This is a genomic window from Pseudorhodoferax sp. Leaf267, from assembly GCF_001422405.1.
Lineage (GTDB): Bacteria > Pseudomonadota > Gammaproteobacteria > Burkholderiales > Burkholderiaceae_C > Pseudorhodoferax.
Genome location: NZ_LMMV01000001.1, coordinates 372,847 through 391,250, shown reverse-complemented (window position 1 = coordinate 391,250; position 18,404 = coordinate 372,847). Strand labels below are relative to the sequence as shown.

15 protein-coding genes and 1 tRNA gene are annotated in these 18,404 nt (G+C 68.9%); 8 read left to right on the top strand and 8 right to left on the bottom strand.

Annotated features, from left to right (window positions below):
- Positions 1–3: 3 nt before the first annotated feature.
- From ASF43_RS01825 to ASF43_RS01805, 5 genes are all read right to left on the bottom strand, one after another.
- Positions 4–1,629, bottom strand: a complete 1,626-nt coding sequence (locus ASF43_RS01825; RefSeq protein ID WP_056175843.1) for an MFS transporter — start codon at positions 1,627–1,629, stop codon at positions 4–6.
- Complete coding sequence (locus ASF43_RS01820; RefSeq protein WP_235578093.1) at positions 1,626–2,042, bottom strand: DoxX family protein; 417 nt, start codon at positions 2,040–2,042, stop codon at positions 1,626–1,628. Before ASF43_RS01820 ends, ASF43_RS01825 begins: the two co-directional genes overlap by 4 nt.
- A complete protein-coding gene (locus tag ASF43_RS01815) occupies positions 2,027–3,913 on the bottom strand; it encodes an amidohydrolase (protein ID WP_056175839.1) in 1,887 nt (628 codons plus the stop codon). The genes ASF43_RS01820 and ASF43_RS01815 overlap by 16 nt, the downstream gene beginning before the upstream one ends.
- Positions 3,914–4,069: 156 nt before the next feature.
- Positions 4,070–4,723, bottom strand: coding sequence for an isochorismatase family protein (locus ASF43_RS01810; protein WP_056175837.1), 654 nt, complete (start codon positions 4,721–4,723; stop codon positions 4,070–4,072).
- Positions 4,724–4,847: 124 nt separating this feature from the next.
- Complete coding sequence (locus tag ASF43_RS01805; protein ID WP_056175833.1) at positions 4,848–5,549, bottom strand: pirin family protein; 702 nt, start codon at positions 5,547–5,549, stop codon at positions 4,848–4,850.
- A 100-nt stretch (positions 5,550–5,649) separates the two neighbouring features.
- Between ASF43_RS01805 and ASF43_RS01800 the strand changes: the two genes are divergently transcribed.
- Complete coding sequence (locus ASF43_RS01800) at positions 5,650–6,570, top strand: LysR family transcriptional regulator (RefSeq protein ID WP_056175829.1); 921 nt, start codon at positions 5,650–5,652, stop codon at positions 6,568–6,570.
- 148 nt (positions 6,571–6,718) lie between these two features.
- On the opposite strand, the gene ASF43_RS01795 is transcribed toward ASF43_RS01800, so the two are convergent.
- The gene (locus ASF43_RS01795) at positions 6,719–8,137 is read right to left on the bottom strand and encodes a short-chain fatty acyl-CoA regulator family protein (protein WP_056175826.1); all 1,419 of its coding nucleotides are present in this window, start codon (positions 8,135–8,137) and stop codon (positions 6,719–6,721) included.
- Positions 8,138–8,284: 147 nt separating this feature from the next.
- Here ASF43_RS01795 and prpC point away from each other — a divergent pair, with 147 nt between their 5' ends.
- From prpC to ASF43_RS01765, 6 genes are all read left to right on the top strand, one after another.
- A complete protein-coding gene (gene prpC, locus ASF43_RS01790) occupies positions 8,285–9,442 on the top strand; it encodes a 2-methylcitrate synthase (RefSeq protein WP_056175824.1) in 1,158 nt (385 codons plus the stop codon).
- A 5-nt stretch (positions 9,443–9,447) separates the two neighbouring features.
- A complete protein-coding gene (gene acnD / locus ASF43_RS01785) occupies positions 9,448–12,042 on the top strand; it encodes a Fe/S-dependent 2-methylisocitrate dehydratase AcnD (RefSeq protein WP_056175822.1) in 2,595 nt (864 codons plus the stop codon).
- Between the two features lie 45 nt (positions 12,043–12,087).
- Positions 12,088–12,633, top strand: coding sequence for a 2'-5' RNA ligase family protein (locus tag ASF43_RS01780; RefSeq protein WP_056175820.1), 546 nt, complete (start codon positions 12,088–12,090; stop codon positions 12,631–12,633).
- A gap of 89 nt (positions 12,634–12,722) precedes the next feature.
- Complete coding sequence (locus tag ASF43_RS01775) at positions 12,723–12,986, top strand: endonuclease domain-containing protein (RefSeq protein ID WP_200932404.1); 264 nt, start codon at positions 12,723–12,725, stop codon at positions 12,984–12,986.
- A gap of 116 nt (positions 12,987–13,102) precedes the next feature.
- Complete coding sequence (gene prpF, locus ASF43_RS01770; RefSeq protein ID WP_056175818.1) at positions 13,103–14,287, top strand: 2-methylaconitate cis-trans isomerase PrpF; 1,185 nt, start codon at positions 13,103–13,105, stop codon at positions 14,285–14,287.
- 16 nt (positions 14,288–14,303) lie between these two features.
- Entirely contained in the window at positions 14,304–15,164 is an 861-nt protein-coding gene (locus ASF43_RS01765) for an oxaloacetate decarboxylase (protein ID WP_056175815.1), read from the top strand.
- Positions 15,165–15,216: 52 nt separating this feature from the next.
- On the opposite strand, the gene ASF43_RS01760 is transcribed toward ASF43_RS01765, so the two are convergent.
- A tRNA-Glu gene (locus ASF43_RS01760) sits at positions 15,217–15,291 on the bottom strand.
- A 210-nt stretch (positions 15,292–15,501) separates the two neighbouring features.
- Between ASF43_RS01760 and ASF43_RS01755 the strand changes: the two genes are divergently transcribed.
- Positions 15,502–16,542, top strand: a complete 1,041-nt coding sequence (locus tag ASF43_RS01755; protein ID WP_156373090.1) for a hypothetical protein — start codon at positions 15,502–15,504, stop codon at positions 16,540–16,542.
- 175 nt (positions 16,543–16,717) lie between these two features.
- Here ASF43_RS01755 and ASF43_RS01750 read toward each other — a convergent pair whose 3' ends face one another.
- Positions 16,718–18,310 (bottom strand): methyl-accepting chemotaxis protein, encoded by a 1,593-nt coding sequence (locus tag ASF43_RS01750; RefSeq protein WP_235578092.1) that lies wholly within the window; start codon positions 18,308–18,310, stop codon positions 16,718–16,720.
- Between the last annotated feature and the right edge of the window lie 94 nt (positions 18,311–18,404).

The following is an 18,404-nucleotide window of genomic DNA, read 5'->3' as shown; positions in this document are numbered from 1 at the left end:
GGATCAGGGTTGGGCCGCGGCGGTGCCAGGCGGCCGGGCGTCCTTCAGGTCCAGCGCCAGGAAGTGGTGCACGGCGGGCTTGCCCGGCCCGATGTGGAAGCGCTGGGCCTCGCCCTGCAGGTCGGCATCGGCCTTGGACACGCGGTGGTGCTGGCGCAGGTGCTCGGCCCAGGACTCGACCAGGAACCACTCGATCACCCGCTCGGGCTCGCCCGTGTGCTCGGCCACGCCCCAGGCGTAGGCGCCGTCGCGGCGCCGCTCCTGCGCCACGGCCTTCAACGCCTGCAGGAACGCGGGCACGTCGGCCTTGCGGATGCGGTACTCGATCTGCACCATGACGGGCCCGCGGTCGTGCGCCACGGGCTCGGTCAGCATGGGCTCGGGCCAGTGGTTGGAGGCCTGCAGGTCGGCCTCGCCGGTAGGCAGCTTCACGCGGTGGAATACGAAGGCCACGACGACCAGGCCGCCGCCGCCGATCAGCAGTGCCAGGGGCACGCCCACCTGCTGCGCCACCAAGCCCCAGGCCAGGCTGCCGCCGGCCATGGCGCCGTTGAACACCATCAGGTAGATGGCTAGGCCGCGCCCGCGCACCCAGTTGGGCAGCACGGCCTGGGCCACGCCGTTCAGCGTGGTCAGCGCAATGATCCAGCCCACGCCCAGCACCAGCATCAGCAGCACTGCGGCCCATTGGGGTGGCGCCAGCGACAGGGCCGCCATCACGGCGGCGGCCAGCAGCGCGGCCAGCAGCACCAGGCCATCGGTGTCCAGCTTCTGGCGCAGGCGCGGCAGGATCAGCGCGCCGCCGATGGCGCCAGCGCCGACGGCACCCAGCATCACGCCATAGAAACCGGCCGTGCCCTCGAGCATGTTGCGCGCCACCAGCGGCAGCAGCGCCCACACGGCGCTGGCGAACAGGAAGAACACGGCCGCGCGCAGCAGCACGATGTGCAGCTCGTGGCTGGCCCTGGCATAGCGCAGGCCGGCGCGAAAGGCTCCGAAGAACTGCTCAGACAAGCCGCTGTCCACGGCCGGCGGCCGCTTCCACCACAGCAGCGCGGCGATCACGAACACATAGCTCAGCACGTCGGCGCCATAGGCCGCCGCCGCGCCGAAGCTGGCCAGCAGCAGCCCGCCGATGGCCGGGCCGAGCGCACGGGCGATGTTGATGCCCAGCGAGTTCAGCGCCACCGCGTTCTTCAGGTCGTTCCGCGGCACGAGCTCGGGCACGATGGACTGCCAGGTCGGCCCCATCAGCGCCGCGCCGATGCCGCCGACGAAGGTCAGCGCGACGAGGTACTCGACGGTGAGCGTGTTCGTGCGCGCCAGCAGCAGCAAGGCGCCGCTGACGAGCGCCAGCAGGACCTGGATGCCGATCAGGAAGCGCCGCCGGTCCAGGATGTCAGACAGCACGCCCGCGGGGATGGCCAGCAGGAAGATCGGCAGCGTGGCCGCCGTCTGGATCAGCGCCACGGCCGTGGGGCTGGCCGACAGCTCGGTCACCATCCACGAGCTGGCCACATCGCGCATGAAGCTGCCGATGTTGCCCAGCACCGTGGCGGCCCACAGCACGGCGAAGATGGGTTGGCGCAACGGCGCGAAGCTGCTGGAGGTGGGTGGGGTGGTGCTCATGGTGTGATGTCCAGGTCATGCCAGGCGACGAGCAGGAATGCACCCGCCAGGCCCCAGTGTTCGAAGAAGGCGTTGGCCGCAGGCCGCCGCTGTGTGGCGGGCAAGGCCCAAAAGCGGTCGGCCAGCAAGCTGGCCAGCACCGTGAAGCCGGCCAGCGCCAGCGCGCCGAGCCAGCGGTAGCGGCCTGTCACCACCATCACCGAGGCGACAAGCTCGAGCGCAATGGTGGCCACCGCCAGCGGCGCAGCGGGCGCCAGGCCGAACTGCCGCATCTCGGCCACGGCACCGGGGAAGTCGCGCGCCTTGTCGAACGCGCCCTGCAGGTAGGCCGAGCACAGCAGCAGCAAGGCCAGGCCGTGCGCCCAGGGCGACACGAAGGCGCTGCGCAGCACGTCCATCAGACCGCCCAGCATGCGCAGCCCAGCGCGCCCCAGAAACCCTGGAGGTCGCTGATCGGCAGCTTGCTGGTCCAGGCCGTGGCGTGCTGGTGGCCGTGCACGCTGCAGTCGTTCGCGCAGGCGCAGGCGGCAGCCGCCTGGCGCAGCGAGGCCTGCAGCGGCGCGCCCTGCTCGCCCCAGTTGCCGTAGCCGCCGAAGCGCCGCACGGGCGACCAGTCCGGCATGGCCGGCGGCGGCGCGCCGGCGTCGTGCGCCGCGAAATCGCCGGCCGCGTAGACCACCTTGCCACCGACCACCGTCAGCAGCGCCGTGGTGTCGGCGATCTCGGACTCGGCACAGGCAAAGAAGTCGCGGTCGGGCACCACGAGGTCGGCGAACTGGCCTTCCTCGATGCGGCCCTTCTTGCCCTCCTCGTTGCTGAACCAGGTGACGTTCTCGGTCCACATGCGCAGCGCGGCCTCGCGGTCCAGGCAGTTGCGCTGCGGGTACAGCTGCAGGCCGCCGACCGTCTTGCCCGTGACCAGCCAGGACAGCGACACCCAGGGGTTGTAGGAGGCGACACGCGTCGCGTCGGTGCCGGCCGAGACCTTGACGCCCTTGTCCAGCATGCGCTTGACGGGCGGCGTGGCCTCGGCCGCGCCGGCGCCATAGCGCTCCACGAAGTACTCGCCCTGGTAGGCCATGCGGTGCTGCACGGCAATGCCGCCGCCCAGTGCGGCGATGCGGTCGATGGAGCGCTCGGAGATGGTCTCGCAGTGGTCGAAGAACCAGTTCAGGCCGGCGAGCGGCACGTCCCGGTTCACCTTCTCGAACACGTCGAGCGCGCGCGTGATGGTCTCGTCGTAGGTGGCATGCAATCGCCAGGGCCAGCGGTTCTGCGCGAGAAGGCGCACGACCTCTTCGAGATCGCCCTCCATCTCGGGCGCCATGTCGGGCCGCGGCTGGCGGAAGTCCTCGAAGTCGGCCGCCGAGAACACCAGCATCTCGCCCGCGCCGTTGTGGCGGAACCAGTCCGTGCCCTGCTTGTACTGCGAGGTGGCGGTCCAGTTCAGGAAGTCGGCCTTTTCCTGCTTGGGCTTTTGCGTGAACAGGTTGTAGGCCAGGCGGATCGTGAGCTGGTCGGCCTTGGCCAGTTCCTCGATGACGGCGTAGTCGTCGGGGTAGTTCTGGAACCCGCCGCCCGCGTCGATGGCGCCCGTCACGCCCAGGCGGTTCAGCTCGCGCATGAAGTGGCGGGTGGAGTTCAGCTGATATTCGTACGGCAGCTTGGGGCCCTTGGCCAGCGTGGCGTAGAGGATGGACGCGTTGGGCTTGGCCAGCAGCAGGCCGGTGGGGTTGCCCGCCGCGTCACGCGTGATCTCGCCACCGGGCGGCGCGGGCGTGTCGCGCGTGTAGCCCACGGCCCGCAGCGCGGCGCCGTTGAGCAGTGCGCGGTCGTACAGGTGCAGCAGGAAGACGGGCGTGTCGGGGGCGACCGCGTTGATTTCGTCCAGTGTGGGCAGGCGCTTCTCTGCGAACTGGTGCTCGGTGAAGCCACCCACCACGCGCACCCACTGCGGCGCGGGTGTGATGTCGACCTGGCGCTTGAGCATGGCCATGGCGTCGGCCAGGCTCTTCACGCCGTCCCAGCGCAGTTCGAGGTTGAAGTTCAGCCCGCCGCGGATGATGTGCAGGTGGTTGTCGATCAGGCCCGGCAGCACGCGCCTGCCACGCAGGTCGATGAGCTTCGTGTCAGGCCCGGCGAGTGGCATGACCTCGTGGTCCTGCCCCACCTTCAGGAAGCGGCCGTTCTGGATGGCGACGGCGCTGGCCGTGGGCTGGCTGCGGTTCAACGTGGTGAACAGGCCGCGGTGCAGGATGAGTTCGGGGGTGGTGCGTGTCGTCATTGGGCGCTCCCATGGGTTGTGATGCGTTCAGTGCGCGGTCCGAGGACATTGGACGGCCCCTCCGCAATTCCCCGCCCCGGGCCGCAGGCGGCCTGGGGCGGGGGACATTCGCTTCGTTCCGTCCACCGTCGTCCCGATCCGCCACCGCCTCAAGGCTCAGCCTTCATGCGCCCCGAACATCGCCCGCGCATAGTTGATCCCGATCCCATACCCCCCACCGAACTTGCGCGCAATCCCGGTCGTCATCTCATAGGTATCCGTCCGCGCCCAGTCGCGCTGCATCTCCAGCAGGTATTGCAGCGAGGTGATGGGCTGCGCACCGGCCTGCACCATGCGGTCCATCGCGCGCTCGTGCGCCTCGGTGGAGATGTCGCCGCAGGCATCGGCGATCACATAGACCTCGAAGCCCTGGTCCAGCGCCGACAGGGCCGGCCCCACGATGCACACGCTGGTCCACAGGCCGGCCAGCACGATGCGCGACTTGCCGATCTCGTTGATGCGGGCGATGACGGCCGCGTCTTCCCAGGTGTTCATGGACGTGCGGTCCAGCAGCGCCAGGCCCGGGAACGGCGCCGTCACCTCCTCGAACATCGGGCCGGAGAAGCTCTTCTCGGCCACGGTGGTCAGGATGGTCGAGGCACCGAAGCCGGCGGCCGCGCTGGCCACCAGGGCCGCGTTGGAGCGCAGCTGCACCGGGTCGATGGAGTGCGTGGCGAACGCCATCTGCGACTGGAAGTCGATCATGACCAGCGTGTGGTCCGTGGGGTTCAACAGCTTGGCGCCGGGCGTGGGGGTTGCGGTGATGGCCATGGTGATGCTCCTGGTTGGGTCGAAGAAAAATGCAGGGGTGCCAGCGAAGCGGCGGATGGTCGGCTGTGCGCCGCCCGCTGGCTAGACCGTTTGTGCGGCCCGTTGAAGGAATGTGCTCAGGCGCTCATGCAGCCGAATCGACCAGCACCAGCTCGGCATCGGCCAGCGCCGTCACCCGCACCGTGTCCACGTCGCGGATGGCCGCACCGTCGCGGGCCTCGAAGCGCACGCCGTCGATCTCCACTGCGCCCGTGGCCGGCACCAGGTAGCCGCGGCGGTCCTTGCCGAGGCGGTACTCGGCGCTCTCGCCGGCCTTCAGCGTGGCGCCGAGCACCCGGGCGTTGGTGCGGATCGGCAGTGCGTCCTCATCGCTCTCGATGCCGCTGGCCAGGGCTACGAACTGCCCCGAGCGCTCGCCCTTGGGGAAGGGCTTGGCGCCCCAGGAGGGCGCCTTGCCGCGGCCGTCCGGCAGGATCCAGATCTGGAAGATCCTGGTCACGCCCGGCTCCTGGTTGTATTCGGAGTGGCGGATGCCGGTGCCTGCGCTCATCACCTGCACGTCGCCCGCTTCGGTGCGGCCCTTGTTGCCCATGTTGTCCTGGTGCGTGATGGCGCCTTCGCGTACATAGGTGATGATTTCCATGTCGGCATGCGCATGCGGCGGGAAGCCCGTGCCGGGGGCGATGGTGTCGTCGTTCCACACGCGCAGCGAACCCCAGCTCATGCGCGCCGGGTCGTGGTAATCGGCGAACGAGAAGTGGTGCTTGGCGTCGAGCCAGCCGTGGTTGGCACCGCCGAGGGACTGGAAGGGGCGACGTTCGATCATGCTGTTTCTCCTGGGTTTCCGGTTGCGATGGAGTGAATGTAGGATCCATCGATCGATAAGAGAATAGAAAAGATGGAAAAGCATCCATTCCGAACCTGACATGCAAAAACTTCCGGACCTGGAGGCCTGGGCCATCTTTGCCAAGGTGGCCGAGACCGGCTCGTTTGCCAAGGCGGCGGCCGACCTGGGCATCTCGCAGCCCACCGTGTCCAAGGCGCTCACAAGGCTGGAGCAGCGGCTCAAGACCATGCTGTTCCACCGCACCTCGCGCAAGATGTCGCTGACGGCCAGTGGCCAGGTGGCGCTGGAGCGCGCCGCGCGCATCCTGGCCGAGGGCGAGGCGGTGGAGGCCGAGGTGACCGAGCAGTCCACCAGCCTGCGCGGCACGATCCGGCTGGCCGCGCCCATGTCGTTCGGCGTGTCGCACCTGGCGCCCGCGCTGCCGGCCTTCATGGAGCTGCATCCGGACGTGACGCTGGACCTGCATCTGAGCGACGAGCTCATCGACATGGTGGCGCAGGGCTTCGACGCGGCGCTGCGCATCTCCTCCCTGCCCGACTCCAGCCTGCTGGCGCGGCGGCTGTGCACGGTGCGGCTGCTGCTGGTGGGCGCGCCCGCCTACTTCGCCGTGCACGGCACGCCGGGCCATCCGCGCGACCTGGCCACGCACCGTGCGCTGCGCTACGTGCACGCGCGGGCCGGCGAGGCCTGGCGCTTCCAGCATCCGCGCAAGGGCGAGTTCTCGCAGGTCGTGCCCTCGGCCCTGCGCGTGAACAACGCCGAGGCGCTGGTGCCGGCCCTGCGCGCCGGCCTGGGCCTGGCCATGCAGCCGGAGTTCCTGGCCTGGGAGGACCTGCGCGCGGGCCTGGTGCAGTCCACGCTGGACGACTGGCAGGTGCCACCGATCGCACTGCACATCGTCACGCCGCCGGGGCGGGCCAAGCCGGCACGGGTGGAGGCCCTGATCGAATACCTGGCGAAGCATTTCGCCAGCGCGCCGTGGGCGGGCAGCACGGGCTGAGCGCGCGGCGCGCGGCCGCTACAACAGCTCGATCGCCGCGAGGCTCTTCAAGCGAGGTCGCGACGCGGCGCGCTGGCTATTGCTCCCTCTTCATCTGGGAGAGGGTTGGGGTGCGGGCGCCCGCCACCAGCGTGGCGCCCTGCCCCCCCTACCCCGCCACCCCATACGGCGTGAACCGGCTCTGGTTCTCGTCCACATCCAGTGGCCGCCCCACGAACGGGAACGCGCGCTGCGGGCAGGCCACGCGTTCGCAGACCTTGCAGCCCATGCCGATGGGCGTGGGCACCTCGGCGTCCTGCAGGTCCAGGCCCTTGGAATACACCAGCCGCTGCGCATGCCGGATGTCGCAGCCCAGGGCGATGGCGAAGGTCTTGCGCGGCGAGCCGTAACCGCGCTGGCCGTGCGTGACCGTGCGCGCGATCCACAGGTAGGCCCGGCCGTCGGGCATGCGCGCCAGCTGGGTGAGGATGCTGCCGGGCTGGGCGAAGGCCTCGTAAACGTTCCACAGCGGGCAGGTGCCGCCCGTCTTGGAGAAGTGGAAATGCGTGGCCGACTGGCGCTTGGAGATGTTGCCCGCGCGGTCCACGCGGATGAAGAAGAACGGCACGCCGGGCGCGTCCGCACGCTGCAGCGTCGATAGCCGGTGGCACACCGTCTCGAAGCCCACGCCGAAGCGGCGCGCGAGCCGGTCGATGTCGTGGCGCAGGGCTTGCGCGGCCTGCAGGAACACGCCATAGGGCAGCAGCAGCGCGCCGGCGAAGTAGTTGGCCAGGCCGATGCGGGCGAGCGTCTGGGCTGCGGCGTCGCCCAGGTCGGGCACGGCGATCAGCCGGTTGATGGCGGCGTCCTGCTCCAGCAGCGCCAGCTGCGTGGCGAGCTGGAAGGCCTGCTGCCCGCTCTCCAGCCCGCCCGACAGGCGCAACACGCGGCTGGCCGGGTCGTAGCGGCGCTGGCTGTCGTCCGTGTCTTCCTCGGTCGGCACCACGCGCACGCCGTGGCGCTGCAGCAGGCGCTGCAGCAGCCATTCGTTCAGCGGCCCACCGGCACTGCGCGCCTCGGCCGCCAGGCCCTCTGCGGCCGTGTCCAGGGCGTCGAAGTAGTTGCCCTGCGCGAAGAAGAAATCGCGCACGACCTCGAACGGCATGGGCCGCGCATGCACGGCCCCGCCGCGACCGTCGCCAAGCTCCACCGAGATGGCTTCCAGGCGGGCCATGGCGTCCGCATGGCGCCGGTGCAGCGCCAGCAGCGCGCGGCCCACGGCCGGCATCTGCGCCGCGACCTCGCGCAGCTCGGGCAGGGCCACGGTCTCGCCGCCCGGGTTGTCGGCCAGCGCGTCGCGCATCTCGGCGACCAGGCGCGCTTCTTCGTCTTCGGAGAACTGCTGCACGTCCACGCCCAGCGTGCGGCTGATCTTGAGCAGCACGGCCACCGTGAGCGGCCGCTGGTTCTGCTCGATCTGGTTCAGGTAGCTGGGCGACAGGCCCAGCGCCTGCGCGAGCGCCACCTGGCTCAGCCCGCGCTCGGCACGCAGGCGGCGCAGGCGCACGCCCATGTAGGTCTTTTTCATCGCATCATCGCCTCGCGCATCTTCGCAACCTTCGCAAATTCAGCCCATTCCATTCGCAACCATTTGCCATTTCAGTGCTTCACCGGGGGCGCCATTCTGCGTAAATTGCGAACATTCGCAAGCCCACCCGCATCGACCGGAGACCGCATGACCGCTGCCACGACCGCCCCCGCCTTCAAGCCCAAGAAGTCCGTCGCCCTCTCGGGCGTGACGGCCGGCAACACCGCGCTGTGCACGGTGGGCCGCACCGGCAACGACCTGCACTACCGCGGCTACGACATCCTGGACATCGCCGAGGTCTGCGAGTTCGAGGAGATCGCCCACCTGCTGGTGCACGGCAAGCTGCCCACGCGCGCCGAACTCGCGGCATACAAGGCGAAGTTGAAGGCCCTGCGCGGCGTGCCGGCCAGCGTGAAGTCGGCGCTGGAGCAGATCCCCGCCAACGCCCACCCCATGGACGTGATGCGCACCGGCGTCTCGGCCCTGGGCTGCACGCTGCCCGAGCGCGACGACCACAACACGCCCGGCGCGCGCGACATCGCCGACCGGCTCATGGCTTCACTGGGCTCGATGCTGCTGTACTGGTACCACTGGTCCACCCAGGGCAGACGCATCGAACTGGAGACCGACGACGACTCCATCGGCGCGCACTTCCTGCACCTGCTGCATGGATCGAAACCCAGCGCCGCGTGGGAGCGCGCCATGCACACCTCGCTGAACCTGTACGCCGAGCACGAGTTCAACGCGTCGACCTTCGCCGCGCGCGTGATCGCCGGCACGGGCAGCGACATGCATTCGGCCATTGCCGGCGCCATCGGCGCGCTGCGTGGCCCCAAGCACGGCGGCGCGAACGAGGTGGCGTTCGAGATCCAGAAGCGCTACGACAACCCCGACGAGGCCGAGGCCGACATCCGCCGCCGCGTACAGGCCAAGGAAGTCGTGATCGGCTTCGGCCACCCCGTCTACACCGTGAGCGACCCGCGCAACGTGGTCATCAAGGGCGTGGCGCGCACGCTGTCGCAAGAGGCCGGCTCGACCAAGATGTTCGACATCGCCGAGCGGCTGGAATCGGTGATGTGGGAGGTGAAGCAGATGTTCCCCAACCTGGACTGGTTCAGCGCCGTGAGCTACCACATGATGGGCGTGCCGACCGCCATGTTCACGCCGCTGTTCGTGATCGCGCGCACCAGCGGCTGGGCCGCGCACATCATCGAGCAGCGCGTGGACAACAAGATCATCCGGCCGAGCGCAAACTACACGGGGCCGCAAGACCTGGCCTTCGTGTCGATCCAGGACCGCAAGTAAGCCCCATGAACACCCGCTACCGCAAGAACCTGCCCGGCACCGCGCTGGACTACTACGACGCGCGCCAGGCCGTGGACGACATCGCGCAGGGTGCCTACGACGCTCTGCCCTACACCGCGCGCGTGCATGCCGAAAACCTGGTGCGCCGCTGCGACCCGGCCACGCTGACCGATTCGCTCAAGCAACTCATCGAACGCAGGCGCGACCTGGACTTTCCGTGGTTCCCCGCGCGCGTGGTGTGCCACGACATCCTGGGCCAGACTGCGCTGGTGGACCTGGCCGGCCTGCGCGATGCGATCGCCGACAGGGGCGGCGACCCGGCCCAGGTCAACCCCGTGGTGCCCACCCAGCTGATCGTGGACCACTCGCTGGCCGTGGAGTTCGCGGGCTTCGACCCCAACGCATTTGCCAAAAACCGCGCCATCGAAGACCGCCGCAACGAGGACCGTTTCCACTTCATCGAGTGGACCAGGAAGGCGTTCCAGAACGTCGAGGTGATCCCGCCGGGGAACGGGATCATGCACCAGATCAACCTCGAAAGAATGAGCCCCGTGGTGCATGCCAAGGACGGCGTGGCCTACCCCGACACGCTGGTCGGCACCGACAGCCACACGCCGCACGTGGACGCGCTGGGCGTGATCGCCATCGGCGTGGGCGGGCTGGAGGCCGAGAGCGTGATGCTGGGCCGCGCCTCGTGGATGCGCCTGCCCGACATCGTGGGCGTGGAGCTGACAGGGAAGCCGCAGCCGGGCATCACGGCCACCGACATCGTGCTGGCGCTCACCGAATATCTGCGCAAGGAAAAGGTGGTCGGCGCGTATCTGGAGTTCTACGGTGCCGGCGCCGCGGCGCTGACATTGGGCGACCGCGCGACCATCTCCAACATGACGCCCGAGTTCGGCGCCACGGCCGCGATGTTCTCGATCGACCAGATGACGATCGACTACCTGCGCCTGACCGGGCGCGAGGACGCGCAGGTGCGGCTGGTCGAAATCTACGCGAAGCAAGCCGGTTTGTGGTCCGACGCGCTGGCCAGCGCCGAGTACGAACGCGTGCTGCGCTTCGACCTTTCGAGCGTGGTGCGCAACATGGCCGGTCCGTCGAACCCGCACAAGCGCCTGCCGACCTCGGACCTGGCCGCGCGCGGCATCGCGGCCAAGTGGGAAGAGGTGCCCGGCCAGATGCCGGACGGCGCCGTGATCATCGCGGCCATCACGAGCTGCACCAACACCAGCAACCCGCGCAACGTAATCGCCGCGGGCCTGCTGGCGCGCAACGCCAACGCACGTGGCCTCGTGCGCAAGCCCTGGGTCAAGACCTCGCTGGCGCCAGGCTCCAAGGCCGTGCAGCTGTACCTGGAAGAAGCCGGCCTGCTGCGCGAGCTGGAGCAGCTGGGCTTCGGCATCGTGGCCTTCGCCTGCACCACCTGCAACGGCATGAGCGGCGCGCTGGACCCTGCCATCCAGCAGGAGGTGATCGCGCGCGACCTGTACGCCACGGCCGTGCTGTCGGGCAACCGCAACTTCGACGGCCGCATCCACCCCTATGCCAGGCAGGCCTTCCTGGCCTCGCCGCCACTGGTGGTGGCCTATGCGATCGCGGGCACGGTGCGCTTCGACATCGAGAAGGACGTGCTGGGTGTGGACGCCGAGGGCCGCCCCGTCACCCTCAAGGACATCTGGCCCAGCGACGCCGAGATCGACGCCATCGTGGCCAGCAGCGTGAAGCCCGCGCATTTCCGCCGCGTGTACGACGCCATGTTCCAGATCGGCGTGGCGAGCGATGAGACGATCAGCCCGCTGTACGACTGGCGCGCGCAGAGCACCTATATCCGCCGGCCGCCGTACTGGGAAGGCGCGCTGGCCGGCGAGCGCACGCTGCGCGGCCTGCGCCCGCTGGCCGTGCTGCCCGACAACATCACGACCGATCACCTGTCGCCCTCCAACGCCATCCTGCGGGACAGCGCGGCCGGCGAGTACCTGCACCAGATGGGCCTGCCCGAGGAAGACTTCAATTCCTACGCCACGCACCGCGGCGACCACCTGACGGCGCAGCGCGCCACCTTCGCCAACCCGCAGCTCGTCAACGAGATGGCCGTGGTCGATGGCCAGGTCAAGAAGGGCTCGTTCACGCGCATTGAGCCCGAGGGCCGCGTGGTGCGCATGTGGGAAGGCATCGAGCACTACATGCAACGCAAGCAGCCGCTGATCATCATCGCCGGCGCCGACTACGGCCAGGGCAGCTCGCGCGACTGGGCGGCCAAGGGCGTGCGGCTGGCGGGCGTGCAAGCCATCGCAGCCGAGGGCTTCGAGCGCATCCACCGCACCAACCTGATCGGCATGGGGGTGTTGCCGCTGGAGTTCAAGCCCGGCACGAACCGCTTGACGCTGGGGCTGGATGGCACGGAGACCTACGACGTGGTGGGCGAGCGTCTGCCCCGCGCGACGCTGACGCTGGTGGTGCGGCGGCGTGATGGCGAGCTGGTGGAGGTGCCGATGACCTGCCGGCTGGATACGGCGGAGGAAGTGTCGATCTACGAGGCAGGAGGGGTATTGCAGCGGTTCGCGCAGGACTTTCTGGCCACGGCACACGCGGCCTGAGGGGCGAGCACACAATGGACCGTGCCTTCCCCCTCCCTGCTGTTCATGGCCAAGCCCTCGCCCGACGTGTGCGAGCAGATGCAACGAATCCTCGCGACCGAAGGCTGGGACCGCCAACTGGGCGAAGCGCTGTTCGACGCGCAGAACTGGCACCAGTCCCTGTCGCATCCGCTGCCTTACAGCGATGCACTGCGCAATCGCTTGCTAGATATCGGTTCGCGCATCGACGCGGCGGCATTCACGACGGTGCTGAACCGCGTGCGCGGCAGCGGCTTGGCCGGGCAGGCCGATGCCATCCATTGGGCATTCCATGCGACTCGTCCGCCAGCCTTCGATGCACTGGTGAAGACCATTCGAGACGGCTTGCAGACACTCGGCCTGGAAGGCATGCCAGGACACAGCCCACACGTCACCATCAGCTACTGGGCACCGACCAGGCTCGCCGTGCAGAAGATTGCGCCCATCGCGTGGCGGATCGAAGAACTCCTGCTGGTCGAAACCTGCAGTTCACCCTACCGCGACCGCACGCTGGCCAGCTGGCCGCTGCGGCCCGTGCCGGCAGGACTGGAAAGCCAACGCGAGCTCTGGTGACGGGCCTTTCGCAAGAGCAAAGAGGCGCGAGAGAATGGCGCTCTCGGCTCCCCTCTCCCCTTGTGGGAGAGGGGTTGGGGGAGAGGGGTATGCATCAGCGCGACTTCACCAAAACCTTGCGCCAGAACATGACCGAGGCCGAGCAGCGCCTGTGGTACCACCTGCGCGCACACCGTATGGCCGGCCAGAAGTTCCGGCGGCAGCAACCCATCGGCCCCTACACGGTGGACTTCGTGCATTTCGGCGCGCGGCTGATCGTCGAAGCCGATGGCGGGCAGCATGCCGATTCACCACGCGATGCGGTGCGCGACGCCTGGCTGCGAAGCCAGGGTTTTGAAGTGCTGCACTTCTGAAACCACGACATCCTGCAGAACACGGACGTGGTGCTGCAGGCCATCTGGGCGTCAGTGGATGCCGCTGCCCCCTCTCCCCCAACCCCTCTCCCGCGAGGGGAGAGGGGAGCCAAGACATGACACATCCTTCCCAAATCAAGATTCCCGCCACGTACATGCGCGGCGGCACCAGCAAGGGCGTGTTCTTCCGCCTGCAGGACCTGCCCGAGGCCGCGCAACGACCCGGCCCCGCGCGCGACGCATTGCTGCTGCGGGTGATCGGCAGCCCCGACCCGTACGGCAAACAGACCGACGGCATGGGTGGCGCCACGTCCAGCACGAGCAAGGCCGTGATCCTCTCGCAGAGCGCACGGCCGGGCCATGACGTGGACTACCTGTTCGGCCAGGTGGCCATCGCCCAGCCCTTCGTGGATTGGAGCGGCAACTGCGGCAACCTGTCGGCCGCAGTGGGGCCGTTCGCCATCTGCAATGGCTTGATAGACGCCAGCCGCATCCCGCGCGACGGCATCGCCACCGTGCGCATCTGGCAGGCCAACATCGGCAAGACCATCGTCGCGCATGTGCCCATGACGGGCGGCGTGGTGCAGGAGACCGGCGACTTCGAGCTCGATGGCGTGACCTTTCCGGCCGCCGAAGTGCAGCTGGAGTTCATGGCCCCCGCCGAGGAGGGTGAGGGCGGCGCCATGTTCCCGACGGGCAATGTGGTGGACGACCTCGAAGTTCCCGGCGTCGGCGCGCTCAAGGCGACGCTCATCAACGCCGGCATCCCGACCATCTTCGTGAACGCCGAGGCCATCGGCTACACCGGCACCGAGCTGCAGGGCGCCATCAACGGCGACGCCGAGGCGCTCGCCAGGTTCGAGGCCATCCGCACGCACGGCGCGCTGCGCATGGGGCTGATCCATCACCTGGACGAGGCCGCCAAGCGCCAGCACACGCCCAAGGTCGCCTTCGTCGCCAAGCCAGCCGCCTACACCACGTCCAGCGGCAAGGCCGTCGCAGCCGGCGATGTGGACCTGCTGGTACGCGCCCTGTCCATGGGCCAGTTGCACCACGCCATGATGGGCACGGCGGCCGTGGCCATCGGCACGGCCGCCGCCATTCCCGGCACCCTGGTGAACCTGGCGGCCGGCGGCGGCGAGCGCCAGGCGGTGCGCTTCGGCCACCCGTCAGGCACCTTGCGCGTGGGCGCCGAGGCCGCGCTGGTCGATGGCCAATGGACCGTGACCAAGGCCGTCATGAGCCGCAGCGCGCGCGTGCTGATGGAAGGCTGGGTCCGCGTGCCCGGCGACAGTTTTTGAATTTCGAGGAACCGCCATGTCCACCCGCCAACAACTCAAAGCCCTCGCCGAAGCCCGCCGCGGCGTGCTGGTGCCGGGCGCCTTCAACGCGCTGTCGGCCAAGGTCATCGAAGACCTGGGCTTCGAGGCGATCTATATCACCGGCGCCGGCGTGACCAACATGTGGTTCGGCATGCCGGACCAGGGCTTCATGGGCCTCTCCGAGATCGCCGACCACACGGCGCGCATCCGCGACGCGGTGCGCCTGCCGCTGATCGTGGACGCCGACACCGGCTTCGGCAATGCACTCAACGTGCGCCACACGGTGCGCGTGCTGGAGCGTGCCGGCGCCGACTGCATCCAGCTCGAAGACCAGGTCGCGCCCAAGCGCTGCGGCCACTTCTCGGGCAAGGAGGTGATCTCCACCGAGGAGGCCGTCGCCAAGATCAAGGCCGCCGTCGATGCGCGGCACGACCCGGACTTTCTCGTGATGGCCCGCACGGATGCCTGCGCCACGCAGGGCTTCGAGGCCGCGGTGGAGCGCGCGCAGAAGTTCGCCGAGGCCGGGGCCGACATCCTCTTCGTGGAGGCGGTGACCACGGCCGAGGAGATCCGCGCCCTGCCTCAACGGCTGGCCACTCCGCAGCTCATGAACATGGTGATCGGCGGCAGGACACCGATCTTCGGTGCCGAGGAACTGGGTGCGCTGGGCTACGGCATCGTGCTGTACGCCAATGCCGCGCTACAGGGCGCGGTGGCGGGCATGCAGAAGGCGCTGACGGTGTTGCGCGACACCAGGCGCATCGACGAGGACGCATCGCTGGTGACGCCTTTTGCCGAGCGCCAGCGGCTGGTGGGCAAGCCCGAATGGGATGAACTGGAAAAGCGCTACAGCTGAGCCCGGGCCCAGGGCAAAAAAAAGCCCGCCCGTCGGGACGGGAGGGCTGATCTGGAGGAGCTACGGGGAGTCGAACCCCGCTTCTCAGGATGAAAACCTGATGTCCTAACCGATAGACGATAGCTCCGAAGGCCGCGATGTTAACCCGACATTCGGGCAGTTTCGCTGGCACCCCTAGATTTTCTTGCGCGCACTCACGCAGGTCGCAGCATTGTTCACATGGAACCCGCCCGCAACCGGGCGCGCCCTTCACCTACGGATAGACGGGATGCATGCACCGGCGCAGTGCGCGAGCGCGCTCCTACAGTGGCGCACCTTTCAACTACTGGCACCGCACATGAGCACCACCTATCCCCCCTCTGCCGATCGCATGCCACGCATGGACCGGCCTGTGGACGTCCTGTCCAACCTGCGTTCACGTGTGTCGTGGGGCGCCGTGTTCGCAGGCGTCGTCATCGCCATCGTGGTGCAGATGGTGTTGAGCCTGCTGGGCGCCGGCATCGGCCTGTCCACGGTGGATCCGCTGCGCCACAGCAGCCCGGACATGGCCAGCTTCGGCATGGGCGCCGGCATCTGGTGGGCGATCAGCAGCGTGATTTCGCTGTTCGCCGGCGGCTGGGTCGCGGCGCACCTGGCCGGCTCGCCCGAGAAGTCCGATGCCATGCTGCACGGCCTGCTGACCTGGGGCCTGGCGGCCATCGTCACGGCCTACCTGCTGGCTTCTGCCGTAGGCGCCGTGGTGCGTGGCGGTGCCAACGTGGTAGGCACAGCCGCCACGGTGACGGCCAGCGGCGCGGCCGCAGTGGCCGGCCCGGCGGCCGAGATGGCGAAAAAGCAGCTGGAAGCCAGCGGCATCTCGTGGGATTCGATCAAGGCCCAGGCCCAGGAACTGCTGAAGCAGACCGGCAAGCCCGCGCTGCAACCCGGCGCGCTGGAAGACAAGGCTGAGGCGGCCACCGAGGAGGCCAAGGCCGCGGCCGCCAATGCCGGCGCCGCAGGCAGCACGCAAGCTGCGGGCGGCGACATCCAGGCCGCCATCCAGAAGATCATCGACTCGGGCAAGGACACGGTCGACCAGGTGGACCGCGATGCCGTGGTGAACATCGTGATGGCACGCTCGGGTGCCACGCGACCTGAAGCCGAAGCCCGCGTGGACGGCTGGATCAAGACTTACCAGGACGCCCGCGTGAAGTACCAGGAGCAAAAGGCAGCCGCCGAAGCGAAGGCCCGCGAAGTGGCTGACGCTACCGCCAAGGCATCGTCGCAGGCGGCCCTGGCCACCGTGGCAGCCCTGGTGCTGGGTGGCATCGCCGCCGCACTGGGCGGCCTGGCCGCACGCCGCCGGTACCTGGTGGCCGTGCCCCGCACCGTAGCCTGAACGTCAACCCCGCACGAGGACCCGCTATGTTCCGCATCATCAAACTCGCACCGCTCGTCTTGATGGCCTGGCGCTGGTACAAGGGCAAGGGCGCCAGCGCGGCGCCGCGCGCCGGTCTCCCGCGGCGCTGACACGCCATCTGACTGAACACAGGCCGGCTCTTGCCGGCCTGTTGCTATTGCAGCGCCGGGTATGCGTGGCCCCCGCCGCCCCGGAGCTTGAACACGCTCACCAGTTGCTCCAGCCGCGCCGCCTGATGGTTCAGCGACTCGGCGGCCGATGCCGCCTCTTCCACCAGCGCTGCGTTCTGCTGCGTGGTCTGGTCCATGCCGGCGATGGCCTGGTTGATTTGCTCGATATCGCTGGACTGCTGGTGGCTGCCGCTCGCGATGTCGCCAATGATGCGCGTGACCTCGGCCACGCTGGCCACCACCTCGGCCATGGTCTTGCCGGCCTCGTCCACGAGCTGGGTGCCCTGCTCCACGCTGCCGACCGAGGCATCGATCAACTGCTTGATCTCCTTGGCGGCAGCGGCCGAGCGTTGGGCCAGGCCGCGCACCTCGGAGGCCACCACTGCGAAGCCGCGGCCCTGCTCGCCGGCCCGCGCCGCCTCCACGGCCGCGTTCAGCGCCAGGATGTTGGTCTGGAAGGCGATGCCGTCGATCACGCTGATGATGTCGACGATCTTGCGCGAGGACGTGTTCACGGCGCCCATGGTGGCGATGACCTGGTTCACGACCGCGCCGCCGCGTGCCGCCACTTCCGAGGCCGTGGCTGCAAGCTCGTTCGCCTGGCGCGCATGCTCGGCGTTCTGCCGCACGGCGCCGGTCAGCTCCTCCATCGACGCGGCAGTCTGCTCCAGTGCGCTGGCCTGCTGCTCGGTGCGCGCCGACAGGTCGTTGTTGCCGGCCGCGATCTCGTGGGAGGCGGTGGCGATCGACGCGGTGCCCGCCCGCACCTCGCCCACGATGTTGGCGATGCTGTCGCGCATGGTCTGCATGGCGTGCAGCATGCTGCCGTTGTCGCCGGGCTTGAGCGCGATGTCCACCGACAGGTCGCCCTGCGCAATGCGTTCGGAAATGCGCATGGCCTCGCCAGGCTCGCCGCCCAGTTGGCGCAGCAGCCGGCGCGCGATCGCCACGCCGATGGCCGCCAGCACAGCGGCCAGCAACAGCGCGCCCAGGCCGAACTGCAGCACGCGGGCACGGATCGCCGCGTCCACCGTGTCCACGTACACGCCGGAGCCCACCAGCCAGCCCCAGGGCGCGAAGCCCTTCACGTAGGACGCCTTGAGCACGGGGTCTGTGCTGCCCGGCTTGGGCCACAGGTACATCACATAGCCGGCCTCGCGCTCGCGCACCACGCGCACGAACTCCACGAACAGCCGCATGCCGGTCGGGTCCTTGTTCTCGGTGAGGTCCTTGCCGTCGAGCTCGGGGCGGATCGGATGCATGACCATGGTCGGGTGCATGTCGTTGATCCAGAAGTACTCGTTGCCGCTGTAGCGCATCGCCCTGAGCGCGTCCTTGGTGGACTGCTGTGCCTGGGCCTGGGTGATCTTGCCGGCCACGGCCTGAGCGTGGAAGTGGACCATCAGGCTGTGGGCCGACTCGACGTTCTGGCGCACGCTGCTCCTGCGCTCCTCCATGATCAGATGGCGCTCGGTGAACAGCGCTGCCGAGGCGATGACGATGACGCCCAGCACGGCGCTGGCGATCAGCAGGCCCAGCAGCTTGGCAATGCCCATGGATCGTTGCGTTCTGTCCATCCCATACTCCCTCGTGCCGCGCACATTCGCCCAAAACCGCACGAATGCTACGCCCGCGTGGGCCGGCCGAAGCCGTGAGGAAGGGCCAAAAGTC